The sequence below is a fragment of the Nocardia sp. CA-129566 genome (assembly GCF_050956075.1).
Lineage (GTDB): Bacteria > Actinomycetota > Actinomycetes > Mycobacteriales > Mycobacteriaceae > Nocardia.
This window is the reverse complement of record NZ_CP192085.1, coordinates 4,167,059-4,180,418: the sequence shown is the minus strand read 5'-3', so window position 1 is coordinate 4,180,418 and position 13,360 is coordinate 4,167,059. Positions and strand designations below refer to the sequence as shown.

The following is a 13,360-nucleotide window of genomic DNA, read 5'->3' as shown; positions in this document are numbered from 1 at the left end:
TAGCACGCATCCGAACGCCCTGGTGCTGCACAGCGGGGACGACACCCTCGCCCACGGCGAACTTGCGCACCGCAGCACGGCATTCGGAAGTCACCTCGCCGAATCCGTTGTCACACAGAGAGATCGAGTACCGCTGCTGGCGCCGACCGTCGCGATCACCCGCTGCCACAATGGTGAATCAGTTCGCGGTGGCGCAGCTCGGCCCTGAGTGAGCGTCCGGAAACTCTGTTCAGCCGTGGCTGGTGGCGCGATGTGACTGTGACGGCGAAGATTGATGTCACTGCGTGTCGGGCGTCGGCGGCACGTGCCTCGCGTGGGGCGACGAAATCGGGCTGCGTTCGGATGAGCCGGGCGGGCAGTATGACGGGGTGCCGGATCTGCTGTGGAATGACGTCAAGAACTTCTTCGACCCCGACCTAATGGGTGCTCTGCCGGATGTGTGGGTGTCGGGCACTTCGGTTGAGGACTGGCAGGCAGTGTTCGACCTGGTCCGATCGAGTGGTTGGACATGGGAGTACTCGGAAGGCGGCAACACGCGGCCGCTGCCCGCTGCTGCGGAGGTTCTGGCGCGCCCTGCCGATGCGGAGACGGTTTCGCTGTGTGTCCGGCCTGTCCCGGAAGTGCGGGCGATCTTTCGTCCGATGTCCGCCGCGGAGATCGATTTCGATGTCGACCTCCGTGAGCTGCAAGGTCAGGTGGGAGTGGACATCCTGTGTGGCCTGCTGTGCGCGATCGGTCGTCGCCTGGGCAAGTCGGTGTCCATGACCGCGGAAGGCGACCACGGTCACCCGGTGCTCGGCTTCGACCCCGGAGCCGACCGCGTGGTTCTACTGGCAGATCCAAAGCTCTGTTGACCTTCTTGCGCGCACGAACCACGATCAGGCCCACGCATCCTCGCACGGCAAAACGACGTCGATATTCGTCCTGTTTCTTCACGAAATCTTGACTGCAACCAGGGGTAACCAGCGATCTACGCTGAAAGCACAGGAAGGCATATGGCGGGACCACATGCCCGAACACCACTACCGAGGGGCTGGCCATGAACGCCATCAGCCGACCCGAAGTTTGGGCCATCCAATCGGTGGATCTACCCACCTACAGCACCACCGCGGTCGCCATCGGCACCGCGATCCTGCTGACCATCATCGTGCTGATCACCGCCGCGATCTTTCTCGCGGCCCGAACCGGACGGCAAAAGTAGCGCCCGCCCAGCACGGCCGTTCACGCCCGCACGCCAGCAGCCCGTCGATGGGTGGATCCGCGAAATATCGGAGCAGGTCGTTCGGGCCCGCCGACGGTGCAGAACGCGAGTTGTGTCCGCAGCCTTCAGCATTCAACGCTCGCCCGGGTTCGACGAATCACCCCGTCGGCACGGCTCTGGTGCTATCACGCAGGAGAGGTTGCTCGCGTCCGGAGGCCGACATGGATGTCCGGTTCATCTCCGACGGCGGTGTGCGTGCGTGTCCGCGATCGACCAATCGACCGCGATGGTCGAAGGCGAACACTGTGCTGAGCCGGCTGAATCGGGCAGGGTCCAGCCCGGGAGCGCATTCGAACAGCCCCACGCCCTGCTCGCCGCGCTGACCGCGCGCCAACCGTTCCTCACTGAACAGTCGACGCGGTATGGGAATGCCACATCGAATTCCCAGAAAATGCCCGTTTGCCGTCGGGTCGCCTTGCATCCATTCCTTCGGTATCGCGCGCAAGTGCTGTCGGAAGGTCCGCTGACGTCCGCCAACGCGTCCCGGAAAGCCTCTGCTCGTGACTTGGCCCGCGTATCTGGACCGACATGGATTGCTGGTGTTTGCACCATGATCGCCTCCTTACGAGCGTATGAATTCTGTTCTCCCGCATAGCCATCGTCCGCTGAGGATGGATACCGAGCTAGCGTATTCTGCTACTCGATTCGCCTGTTGTTCACGCCGTTCACGATCATGGCGGCAAAATACAGCGAAACCGTTGTCGCGGTGCCGGATGAACCGGCGATTTCTACCCGAATTCGGATCGGGAATTCGACGAAATGCGCCGAGGGGTGGTCGGCTCATGCGCGGCGGCGGGCCGTGCGTGTCGAAGGTTGCTCGCGCCGCGGTTCGTCGGCGAAGCGATCACCGGCCGATCGATCGCGCTCTCAACACGGCGAGCACCTGTTGGGTCTTGGTTTCGCCGGACCCGATGTGCAGACCATGTCGACGTACTGCGGTCTCGAATCTGCGTTGTCGGTCGATGGCGCGGTTTCGTAACTCGGCGTGTGACTCACTGTGTTCGGGAGTGACTCGCAGTGACAGCTCGAGCAGATCGAGGCCGGCGATCCGCCAGCGTTCGGCATCGACCTTCAGATCTCCTACGCGCACCTGCGTCCACTTCGTCGACGAGATGGGGCCCATGGCCGTGAGGCGGTCAACCGCTACGCCCGGTGGTGTGCAGCTCACCAGGAACTGGCGCTGGGACGTGTCCAGGACGGTGGTGACGTCGGCGCCGAGCATCGTGGCGTCGTGCAGGGATCCGGCCGGTCGCTGACTGACAGCAGAGGCCGACAGCGCCCGGCGGTCCGAGTTCCAGTCCTCTTCGATGCGGTACCGCAGGGCATCGTTGGTGAAGGGGGTTCGCCATCTGCCGACCAGTTGCGATTGCAGGCAGGGGCGCAGTTTGACGGTGATGTCGTCGTTCTCGCCGCTGCGTAGCCGGATCGCGATCCGGCTCGACAGCAATGTCGGCGCCGGGTCGGGACCGGCGGGGCGGGGCTCGGCGAACCAGATGCGACGGTCGATCGCCGCACGGTCGGTACACCCCAGCCGGGTCAGTGCGTCCGCGACGTCCCCGTCGAGGTCGACCTTGATTTCGATCGGAGTGATCACCTGGACGCCCTTCCTGTTGCTTGCTTGCGGGTGCCGCCCCGCTCTCGGGCAGCACTACCGAAGACAGCGTCACCCAACCCCCGGCGGACCGGCGCGCGTACCGCGCTACCCGTTTGCTCGGCGTCGATACCCGCCGCCGCCTTACGTCGACGGCGTCACAGCAAAACGGGGAGCAACAGCCCGGATTGCTCGCTCTCGAGCGGCGCGTCCGTGCGGGGAGATCGTCGCTACGGAATAAGGTTCTCGATCCCCGAGGACCGGCACTTCTGGTGCGGCGATCGGTGTTTGGAGTAGTCCACTACCCGTGACGGGTGTCTTCTCGCCCCCGGAGACTGGGCATTCGATTCGATCTTGGGCGCGTCGCAAATCGCGCCAGTCACCTGGGAGGTTCTCGATGGTCAGGCCAAAGTCGAAGATCCCGCCGCCGATGACCGCTCCGCCGACGCCTCGGTCGGCCCGTCGCCGGTCGCTTGTCGCCCGCTTGTTGGTGGCGGTTGCCGAGGCGCTCGACCGCGGCGTCGGCTGGTTCAGGTTGCCCACCCCGGTGGGGTTGGCCGTCCTTGTCGGCCTGCGCAGTCGGCTGCGGTCGGAGAATCTCTTCGACACCGGTGCCCATCCGGCCGGGCCGCTGCCCGCTGACTCTGCCGTCGGCGAACACCTGCGGGCACGAACCGTCGACGGGACCTACGACAATCTCGACGAGCCCCGTGTGGGTTCGGTCGGCTGCCGGTTCGGGCGCAACTTCCCGCTGAAATACACCCACCCGGAAGATTCCGACCGGCTACTGGAACCCAACCCGAGGCTCATCAGTCAGGATCTGTTGACCCGCGACCGATTCCAGCCGGCGACCACCTTGAATCTATTGGCCGCGGCCTGGATTCAATTCGAGGTCCACGATTGGGTCAGCCACGGCGAAGCCGACACCGAGCCCTGGACGGTTCCGCTGCGCGATCAGGATCCGTGGCCGGCGCCGTGCATGACGATTCCGCGCACCCCCACAGTCCCCAGCCCCGACCCCGGCGGCCCACCGACCTACACGACCGAAGACACCCATTGGTGGGATGCCTCCCAAATCTATGGCAGCACACCCAAATTCGCCGCAGCGCTACGGACCGGCGAGAACGGGCGACTCCAGGTCGACAAACTGGGACTACCGCCGCTGGATGTCGAGGGCCTACTGGATCTGTCCGGTGTGGCGGCCAATGCCTGGGTCGGACTCGCATTGCTGCATTCGCTGTTCATGCGCGAACACAACGCGATCTGCGAGCGCCTTGCCCGCCGCTACCCGGACATGAACGACCAGCAACTCTACGACACCGCACGGCTGGTCAACTCGGCATTGATCGCCAAGATCCACACCATCGACTGGACACCGGCCATCATCGCCCACCCCACCACCGTTGCTGCCATGCGCGCCAACTGGTTCGGCGTCCTCGGTGAGCGGATCGCTCGCAGGTTCGGTCGGCTCAGCAGCAACGAAGTGCTGTGCGGCATACCCGGATCCGCCGTCGACGACCACGGGGTCCCGTACTCGCTGACCGAGGAATTCGTCGCCGTGTACCGGATGCATCCCCTCATCCCCGACAACTTCGTGGTCCGCAGCCTGACCGATGACAGTGTCCTCGCCGAGCACCCCCTCCCCGATCTATTGGTCGCCCACATCCGCGAGCGCCTCGACGAGACATCCATGGACGCATTGTTCTACTCGTTCGGCCGCGCCCACCCCGGTGCGCTGACCCTGCACAACTATCCGGTCCACCTACAGAAACTTGCTCGCCCCGGCCACCCACTGATGGACCTCGCGACCGTGGACATCCTGCGGGCCCGTGAACGGGGAGTGCCGCGCTACAACGAGTTCCGCCGCCACCTGCGCCTGCCACCCGCCGCCTCGTTCGAGGAATTGACCGACAACCCGGTGTGGGCGGGTGAACTCGAGCGGGTCTATGGCGATGTGGAACGTGTCGACCTCATGGTCGGGCTCTACGCCGAGCCCAAACCACCTGGATTCGGCTTCAGCGACACCGCATTCCGGGTATTCGTGCTGATGGCCTCGCGACGGCTGTCGGCTGACCGGTTCTTCACCACCGATTTCCGGCCCGAGGTCTACACCGAGGCCGGTATGGCGTGGGTACGCGACAACACCATGCGCAGCGTCCTGCTGCGTCACTTCCCCACTTTGGCGCCCGCTCTCGACGGTGTCAGCAACCCGTTCGCTCCGTGGCACAGCGTCGCCGTGCCGCGAGAGCAGGAAAGGAAACGATCGCGATGACCGACGTGGCACCGCACACGACCACCCGCACCTACCTTCGCTACCGAGACGACCTCGAAAAACCGCGCCCCGACGAAGAACGAGATATAGACAAGATCGTCACGGTGCTGCGCAGCAACAACGAACGCGCCTATCGCAAATACAAGCACGGCCTGCGCGACGCGCACGCCAAGAGCCACGGCATCCTGCGCGGCGAACTCACCGTCCACCCCGACCTGCCACCCGAACTGGCCCAGGGCCTGTTCGCCACCCCCGCCACGTATCCCGTCGTCGCCCGGCTGTCCAGTACCTCCGGCGTGATCCGCAGCGACCAGCTCCGCGGCGTGCGGGGCCTGGGAATCAAGGTGCTCGATGTGGACGGGCCACGCGCGCTGCCGGGCGACGAGGCGACCACGCAGGACTTCATCATGGTCACCCACCGTGAATTCCTCTTCGCCGACGCCCACGCCTACCGCACCCGGGGAATGCCCACCGCTTGGGTGCTGGCCCGCCTGCCCGACCCTGTCCTGAGGACGGGCAGCACGATCCTTTCCGTGCTCGACGAGCACGTGTTGCGGCGTATCGGACGTCCCCTGCCGCCCAACCTGAACGTGTTCGTGCGACCCAACACCCACATCCTGGGCGAAACCTTCTACACCTCGGCGCCCCTGCGCTACGGCGACTACATCGCCAAACTCCTCTACACCCCGGTCTCACCGGAAGCCAGCGCATTGCACGGTCAACTGGTGGGCCGCGACGCGGGCATCAACGCCCACCAGGACATGATCGTCGACTTCTTCGCCTCCCACAGCGCCGAATACGAGCTTCGCGCGCAGCTGTGCACCGACCCGGACACCATGCCGATCGAGGACGCGACCGTCCCCTGGCCCGAAACCGAGTCACCACACCGGACCGTCGCAACCATCCACTTCGACATCCAAGACCCCTACACCCCGCAACGACGCGCGTTCGGCGACGACGTACTGTCGTTCAACTCCTGGCGCGGCCTCGCCGCCCACCGGCCGCTGGGATCGATCAACCGGCTCAAACAACGCGTGTACGAGGCATCCAGCAACTACCGCCACAATGTCAACAACGCCCCCCGCCTCGAACCCACGCCCGACCAGCTTCCACAATGACCACCTCGCCGCCCGTACACCCGCACCGGTCATCCGCGCGAGACCGGGCCCGCGCCGACCCGGGGCGCTCGCCAGCGAAAACTCATCGCGGCATCGGCGGACCAGATCTACACTTATTGCTCATGGGGGACCGCTGGCAGCTGCTCGATCGCCCCATCGAATTCGAGGCGGTTCGTACAGCGTTGACGAGCGGTGATGTCGGCGGTGTCGTACTCGTCGGCGCCGCCGGGGTCGGTAAGACCACGCTCGCTCGGCTCGTGACCTCGGCGCTGGGTTCTCCCGTGCGGTGGGCGGCTTGTACCGAGTCGTCTCAGTCCATTCCCCTGGGGGTATTCGCGCCGTGGGTCGCGCCGTCGGCATCTCGCGACCCCATCGCGCTACTGGGCTCGGCCCGGGAAAACCTTCTCGCCCAGCAAGACACCGTGATCGGGGTCGACGACGCGTACTTGCTCGACAAACTCTCCGCGACCCTGCTGCACCAGATCGCCGTCGACCACAGTGCCCACATCGTGGCCACCGTGCGTACCGGTGAACCCGTCCCCGATGCGGTCACCTGCTTATGGAAGGACGGCTACCTCGAACGTATCGAACTGGAGCCGCTGACCAAACAACAGTGCGTCGCCCTCGTCGAGACCGTCCTCAGCGGCACCCTCGAAGGCCTCAGCGCCGATGTCATGTGGGAATCCTCAGGCGGAAACCCCCTGTTCCTGCGCAACATGGTCGAAGGTGCCGTCGAGGCAGGCACCCTGACGGAAGTCAACGGGGTCTGGCAGCTGCGAGGACCGACCGCGGTGCCGTCCGGGATGGTCTCGCTGCTCGACGGGCGGCTCGACCGGGTGAGCGAGCCGGTCCTGGACGCGCTGAAGATGCTGGCCCTCTACGAACCACTCGACATCGACGTCCTCACCGACCTCGTCGGCGAGGACGCCGTCGATGCCGCCGAGATCGCCGGCCTGATCCGCACCAGCCGCGACGGCTGGTGCCTCAGTGTCCGGTTCAGCCACCCACTGCTCGGCGAGGTAGTGCGCCGACGGATCGGCACGGCCGCTGCCCGCAAGCGGCGGGGCCGCATCGTCGAGATACTGCGCGAACAGGATCTCAGCACCGCCGCTCACCGGATCCGATTGGCGCAACTGTGCGTCGACAGTAGCCAGGCCATCGATAACGATCTGTTGGTCACCGCCGCCAAAGACGCTGTCGCCCTGTCCAACCTGCCGCTCGGTGAACGCCTCGCGCGCGCCGCCTGTGACCGCGGCGGCGGGCTGCCCGCAGCCGAACTGCTCTCGCGGGCCCTGCTGTGGCAGGGCCGACCGCTCGAAGCCGACAAGATCCTCGCAGACTTCGATCCCGATCAACTCGACCAACTTCAACTCGTCCAATGGGGTGTTCCGCGCGCCAGCCTGCTGTTCTGGTGCCTGGGTGATGTCGAACGCGGCCACGAAATACTGGACCTGCTCGGCGACCGCGTCGAACATCCCGCGCTGCACCTGATCGTCGATGGCGCGAACGCGGCCATGGCGGTACACGAGAACAAGATCGCTGCCGGTATCGACGCCGCCGAATGTGTGCTCGATGACCCGAACTCGCCGAAACAAGCCATCGACTGGGCGGCGTTCGCCCTCGGCCTGGCGATGCCGGTCGCCGGGCGCGGCGCCGACTTCGCGCCGATCGCGGCCCGGAGCCGGGCCCAGCAGAAGACCACCGACGGCATGATCCAGGTCATGGTGCGCTATGGCGACGTGCTGGCACTGACCACCATCGGCGAACTCGACCTCGCCGAGCAGCGGGCCAACGAATATTGCGAGTTCTCCTCCTCCGCACAGTTTCTCGGCTGGGCTATCGCCAAAATCGCCGGTGGTGTCGTCGCCACCTACCGCGGCCGCTTCCGGGAGGCGATCACCGCCTTCGAACAGGCACTGGCGGCACTCAACGCAGAAACCTCACTACCGTGGAAACTGCCGGCACGCCTGCTCTTGGCCCGCGCCTACGCGGCGCTCGGCGATGTCCGACAAGCCGAGCGGGTCATCGGAGACGCCGAGGAACATACCGGACCACACATGGCCTTGCACGAGCCGCAACGCATGATCGCCCGCGCATGGCTGGCGGCCGGGTCCGGCAGTCAGCATTCCGCGGTCGAACTGGCTCGCACGGCCGCCGACATCGCTCACACCGCGGGCCAGTACGCGCTGGAAGCCGAAGCCCTGCACCACGCCACCCGATTCGGCGACCGCACCCTTGCGCCACGGCTGGCATCACTCGCCGGACGTGTCCAAGGGCCCGTAGTAGCGATCTACGCACGCCATGCCGCCGCCTTCGAACACTCCGATACGCACGCGCTGTGCACAGTCAGTGTCGAGTTCGAAAACGCCGGACTACTACTGGCGGCCGCAGACGCCGCCGCGCAAGCGGTACCGATTCACGATCGCGCGGGACAACGCCGACTCAGCGCACAAGCCGCGGCCCGCTCCCTGGACCTCGCGGCGCGATGCGACGGGGCGACCACGCCCGCCCTCGCCTCCGCTGCCCACCCCTTGCCGATCACCGAACGCGAACGTGAGATCACCGCCCTCATCGCGCGCGGACTGTCCAACCGTGAGATCGCCGAGCGGCTGTATGTATCGGTCCGCACCGTCGAGGGCCACATCTACCGGGCCTGTACCAAACTCGACGCCACCGACCGCGAACAACTCGCCAAACTGATCTGGGGCGACGTCAAACGATAGCCGCCCTGCCAGCGATTCCGGGGCTCATCTCCTCGAAACACGCGACTGGTCCGAATCGAATTGCAGTCAGGTAGTCGAATACTCATTTCAGATGTATTCGTCCTCGAGAAAATTATGGATGTGGAGCGGTTGGTTATCCTCCGCCCGCCGGAATTGGCGGGTACGGTACTGCGACTGGGTTCCGGGCGGCAGTTGCTCGGCCGCGGCTCGCGTGCTCATCTGCGTCTCGATGATCAGCACCTCAGCACCATGCACGCCGCAATCGACAACGTCAGTGGTCACGTCACTGTGGAGGATCTCGGCTCCTCGAACGGGACCCGGATCGGCGGCGAAACGATCAGGGGCGCCAGACCGCTCCGCGACGGCGACATCGTCACCTTCGGCAATATCGACGCGCGTTTCGAGCAGACATCAGGACCGCGCACCGTAATGCTCTCGCGCGACACCATCGACCGGAATCGACCGAGCCCCGTCACTTACGACATCGACCGCCAGTCCGCGCGCCAGATCAACAATGTCGGACGCGACCAGTTCAACAGCTACATCCAACAACGCGAGAGCTTCCTGCGCGAGGCCGCGGCATCTCGGACAAAAGCGCGGTTCGTGTTCTGGATCGGCCTGTTCCTGACAGTCGGCGGCGGGCTCGGATTCGCCTACTTTCTCGTGAAGGCGATGGGCGAGGGGAACTCTTCGTTTCGGACCGGAACGCAGCCTGCCGACTTTCCGATCTTCGGTCCCGATACGAGCCTCGGCATCCCTGCCGGGTTGATCTGCTTCATGATCGGGTTCGTCGGCAACATCATGCTCTTCGTCGGGCTGATCATGTGGATCGTCGCGGCCGCCCGTGCGCGCAAGGTTGATACGGACCCGCGGCACGCGTGGAACTCGCCGTTCATCAGATAAGGGGAATCTCGTGGTCTTCAATATCGGCTCGCAGCAGGGCAACATCAACAACGTCGCGGGCGACCAGACGATATATGGCGGTCAACACGGCACATTCGTATCCGCCCAGACGGTCGAGTTCGCTGTCGAACTCGCGGCCACGTTACGTCGCATGGGAATGGATCGAGCCGCCGCCGCCGCGGATGCGGTCCAGCACGAGTTGGAGCAGCCACAGCCGGACCGCGAGAAGATCTCCGAGCGGCTGATCCGGATCGCTCGGGCGGTCACCGCGGTCGCGGGTGCCGAGTCGGCAGTGCACCGGCCGCTCGTAGCGCTCGCACAGTGGTTGGGCGCGTTCGGATCACCCATACTGGGCATGCTCGGGTAGGTCGGCGACATCGGGGCACGACACTGATGAGTGCACGACACTGAAATGTCCACAGTCCCAACCCGTTCGACCTCTTGCCGTTCGGCCGGATTCATGAACCGGTCTCCGAGGCCCCGCCCCACCAGAGCGGCTCCAAAGTCTGTGGCGATGGCCGTTGGATATCGTCCAACTGTCGCGATGAAGTCGAGGGCCGCTCCATGAGAAACAATGCAGCAGTGGAGAAACCGTCGATATCAGTGCGTTCGCGTCGCCGGCGACGAGGGTGTGTGCGGACTCGGCACGTCGGTGGCGTCCGTTTCGAGCCCGGCGGGCGGGCTGATGGGACGGTCGTCACGAACGAGAAACACGGCGGTGTCGCCGACCTCTGACTCGAGGTCGACATCGAAGCCGGCGTCGCGCGCCGCATGGGCGCCGCGCTCGGTCACCATGGCGAGCACCAGTCGGTCGGACGCGACGCGCACCGGCACGATCTCGGTCGCGTCGGCGATCCCGCGCAGTTGCGCCAGGGTTCGGTTCTCATCGACGTGAATCTTGGCCCACAGCACGGTGTCGCCCCGTACGGCCGCGGGGGCGAACACCGGGTGCGGCGCGGTGCGCATTCCCGATCGGCGTGCCATGGCGCGCTCGGACGGATCCTCGCCGATGAACACGCAGTTGCCGGGCCCGCCGGCCGCGGCCGCGGCCGCGTCGAAGATGGTGCGCGAAGTCTTGTCGCCCCAGTGGACAAGGTTGTCGGAAAAGATGTCGCCGAAAGTGGCGGCGAGTGCCGCTGCCGCCCGTGTACGGGCGGTCGGATCGTTACCGGGGTTCGAGATGATGCCCAGCCGATGCGCCGAAACGGTGGCCAGGACATCGCGCACCCGCGGTAGCGGCCGGAATCGGAACGAACCGTCCACCGCCACGCTGACATCGGCCAGAGTGCCGCCGATATCGAAGTACAGCACAGCCATTGTCGCCTCCAGGTGCGTTGGCTACCGTCGGCTTGGCAGTAGCGGGATCATTGCTGTGGATCGCCGAGGATGGCGAGGCTTTGGCGGGCGACGGCGGTGAGCTTCACGCAATTCGCGCGCTCGGGTGCGCCGGGCTCGAGTTTGTCGATGTCGTCGCGCGCCTCGGCAAGCCGTGTGCTCCGACGAAATCGACGGCTTTGCGGTAGCCGCGCTCGGGCAGCTGCTATTCCAGCCGTCGCTGAAAATATATGTGCCGGTGAAGGTTCCGGTGCGCAATGCGTCGACGAGATCGTGTTGCGTCTGCGCGCTCGTCGACGTGCCGTCGGCATCGAAACGGAGCGTGTAGAGCAGTACACCGGTGCACGGAAGCCGTCGGCCGTGACGAAATGGTCGAAGAGGCCCGTGTCCAGCGGCATGGTGCACCTCGTTTCGTGGCGTACTGTGCGAGCGATCAAGTGTGCGCCGGATCATCAGACGCCATCGCGAGTATTCGGCTACCCGAAATCAGCATCGACGTACCCGCGCCCCCGGCCTCGCCTGGCCCGAGGCTCATCGGCAACACGGCGCGTGCGGAAGCGGAATGCGTTGCCATACACCGAGGAAGTCAAGTCGCGATGACCAGCCCGTTCGCCGGGTCCTGAAGCTATCGAAGCTTTTCGCAACAACCCGGACCGTGCCGTTCGCTTCGATGCCCTGTGCTTTGGTGCTGGAACCCTGGACTTGGCTGAGCCAACCTTCGGTCAGGTACACGGGACCTTCGGCGGCCCGGGTGGAGTCTTACGCTGGCCGGCCAGTTCACCCACCGCAATCCCGCCCATGCGAGGTTTCAAGCCAGTGGCGACATCGGCGGCGAGCGTTGGGTCGACGACTACATCGGTTACCTCATGCCCGGTGGCCGAAACGGTGTCGGTGAGACACCCGCGATCATGGGTCGGTGATTCGCACCGTGTCACATTCGAACGGGCAGGCGGCCGCAGGCTACGTCCGTCGTTCGTCGCCGTGTGCCGATCCTGACGACGTCTTTCGCAACGAATCACGTAGCGCCCTACGCGCGTGGCCGCGTTCAAGCGCGCCCTACCGTTGGTGTGCGGGACTCGTTATTGATGCGTGAGGACATCGAGTCCGCTCCTTGCGTAAGGAGCCGATTATGGCCATGTACATCGCCCACTCCAGGCAGACACTGAGCGGGATTGCCTCCAGGTTCGGAGTGGGTGCGGCGGCACTCACAGCCGCCGATCCGCAGATCGTCAACCCGAACTTGTCCGGCAGCAGCACGCCGCAACATCGACTACGGCTCGCCGAGCCCGCCCTCGGAGCGCACGATGCCTTTCAGGAGGTGCTCTGAAGTGAGTTCGATCAAGCAGTGGGGACCGTTGATCATCTCGTTCATCGCCCTGGTTGTGGCAATTACGTCCGCGTTGTTCGCGTACCAAGGTAACAACACCTCCAAGAAGGCGCTGGACAACGCCAGCCCCGCCATTCAGGTCGAGGTCAAAGTCGGTCAGATTATGAACGACAAATTTGTCGAGTCCAAGCATGTCTCGTTGCTGTCGCTCGACCAGATCACAAGCGATCTCGATTGGGCAGAGTTAATTTTCACAAATGGCGGCGGCCGACGTATTTCTGTCGATGACATAGGAATTAAGGCAGCAAACGGGCAGACGATTTACAGTACTCAGATCGACTGGCATAGATTGCTCGGATGCAACTCCGGCACGATCGGCTGTCCAGGCACAGCAGACTTCACGGTGGAACCTACTCAGCGGGTTGCACGGCGCTTCCCGTTGTGGGCGGAGGCCGAGTTCCTCAGGGCCGGCAACGAAGCGAAGACAGCAGGACTCACATTCCGCTACAAGTCGTCGGATGTTATGGACAAGGGGCGCGATATCACATCGGATATCTCTATATCGCCCTGATGAGGTCTGTGGTCCGGCTTTGTCGACAAACATCGAGCCAAGGAGTGGCCGCCTGCGCCGACATACGAACAACCTGAACAACCCACCCGTCCGACTCCCGACAATGGTCGATCAGCAGGTGGTCAACCGATCAGCAACCCAACACATTTCGGTCGGACAGGCGGGCAACGATTGTGGACACATTCGGCGTACATCGGACCTGAGTAGCTGAGAACGCGTGTACGAATCGCCCCGGTCACCCATACTGAGAACGTAAGCG

13 protein-coding genes are annotated in these 13,360 nt (G+C 64.7%); 9 read left to right on the top strand and 4 right to left on the bottom strand.

The features are described 5' to 3' along the window. Positions 1-284 precede the first annotated feature (284 nt). Together ACQP0C_RS18030 and ACQP0C_RS18025 are read left to right on the top strand one after the other, a co-directional pair. A complete protein-coding gene (locus ACQP0C_RS18030) occupies positions 285-854 on the top strand; it encodes a hypothetical protein (RefSeq protein WP_433734038.1) in 570 nt (189 codons plus the stop codon). 185 nt (positions 855-1,039) lie between these two features. Beyond that, on the top strand, positions 1,040-1,201 hold the full coding sequence (locus ACQP0C_RS18025) for a hypothetical protein (protein WP_433734037.1): 162 nt from the start codon (positions 1,040-1,042) through the stop codon (positions 1,199-1,201). Positions 1,202-2,105: 904 nt separating this feature from the next. Here ACQP0C_RS18025 and ACQP0C_RS18020 read toward each other — a convergent pair. Next, positions 2,106-2,855, bottom strand: coding sequence for a hypothetical protein (locus ACQP0C_RS18020; protein ID WP_433734036.1), 750 nt, complete (start codon positions 2,853-2,855; stop codon positions 2,106-2,108). A 427-nt stretch (positions 2,856-3,282) separates the two neighbouring features. On the opposite strand from ACQP0C_RS18020, the gene ACQP0C_RS18015 reads away from it, so the two are divergent. From ACQP0C_RS18015 to ACQP0C_RS18005, 3 genes are all read left to right on the top strand, one after another. Further along, positions 3,283-5,124, top strand: coding sequence for a peroxidase family protein (locus ACQP0C_RS18015; protein ID WP_433734581.1), 1,842 nt, complete (start codon positions 3,283-3,285; stop codon positions 5,122-5,124). Next, positions 5,121-6,242, top strand: a complete 1,122-nt coding sequence (locus tag ACQP0C_RS18010; protein ID WP_433734035.1) for a catalase family protein — start codon at positions 5,121-5,123, stop codon at positions 6,240-6,242. The genes ACQP0C_RS18015 and ACQP0C_RS18010 overlap by 4 nt, the downstream gene beginning before the upstream one ends. A gap of 122 nt (positions 6,243-6,364) precedes the next feature. Then, a complete protein-coding gene (locus ACQP0C_RS18005; RefSeq protein WP_433734034.1) occupies positions 6,365-8,965 on the top strand; it encodes a LuxR C-terminal-related transcriptional regulator in 2,601 nt (866 codons plus the stop codon). Between the two features lie 87 nt (positions 8,966-9,052). Here the strand turns inward: ACQP0C_RS18005 and ACQP0C_RS18000 are convergent, their stop codons facing one another. Further along, on the bottom strand, positions 9,053-9,247 hold the full coding sequence (locus ACQP0C_RS18000; RefSeq protein ID WP_433734842.1) for a hypothetical protein: 195 nt from the start codon (positions 9,245-9,247) through the stop codon (positions 9,053-9,055). On the opposite strand from ACQP0C_RS18000, the gene ACQP0C_RS17995 reads away from it, so the two are divergent. Together ACQP0C_RS17995 and ACQP0C_RS17990 are read left to right on the top strand one after the other, a co-directional pair. Continuing rightward, complete coding sequence (locus ACQP0C_RS17995) at positions 9,158-9,868, top strand: FHA domain-containing protein (RefSeq protein ID WP_433734033.1); 711 nt, start codon at positions 9,158-9,160, stop codon at positions 9,866-9,868. The two genes, ACQP0C_RS18000 and ACQP0C_RS17995, sit on opposite strands and share 90 nt — an antisense overlap. Before the next feature lie 10 nt (positions 9,869-9,878). Further along, entirely contained in the window at positions 9,879-10,235 is a 357-nt protein-coding gene (locus ACQP0C_RS17990; protein WP_433734032.1) for a hypothetical protein, read from the top strand. A 233-nt stretch (positions 10,236-10,468) separates the two neighbouring features. Here ACQP0C_RS17990 and ACQP0C_RS17985 read toward each other — a convergent pair whose 3' ends face one another. Together ACQP0C_RS17985 and ACQP0C_RS17980 are read right to left on the bottom strand one after the other, a co-directional pair. Beyond that, on the bottom strand, positions 10,469-11,095 hold the full coding sequence (locus ACQP0C_RS17985) for a hypothetical protein (protein WP_433684773.1): 627 nt from the start codon (positions 11,093-11,095) through the stop codon (positions 10,469-10,471). A 137-nt stretch (positions 11,096-11,232) separates the two neighbouring features. After that, positions 11,233-11,601 (bottom strand): hypothetical protein, encoded by a 369-nt coding sequence (locus ACQP0C_RS17980; protein ID WP_433734031.1) that lies wholly within the window; start codon positions 11,599-11,601, stop codon positions 11,233-11,235. A gap of 731 nt (positions 11,602-12,332) precedes the next feature. Here ACQP0C_RS17980 and ACQP0C_RS17975 point away from each other — a divergent pair. Both ACQP0C_RS17975 and ACQP0C_RS17970 read left to right on the top strand, forming a co-directional pair. Continuing rightward, positions 12,333-12,530, top strand: coding sequence for a hypothetical protein (locus ACQP0C_RS17975; protein WP_433734030.1), 198 nt, complete (start codon positions 12,333-12,335; stop codon positions 12,528-12,530). A 1-nt stretch (position 12,531) separates the two neighbouring features. Further along, positions 12,532-13,101 carry a hypothetical protein gene (locus ACQP0C_RS17970; RefSeq protein WP_433734029.1) on the top strand — a complete coding sequence of 190 codons (570 nt, stop codon included), beginning with the start codon at positions 12,532-12,534 and terminating at the stop codon, positions 13,099-13,101. Positions 13,102-13,360 lie beyond the last annotated feature (259 nt).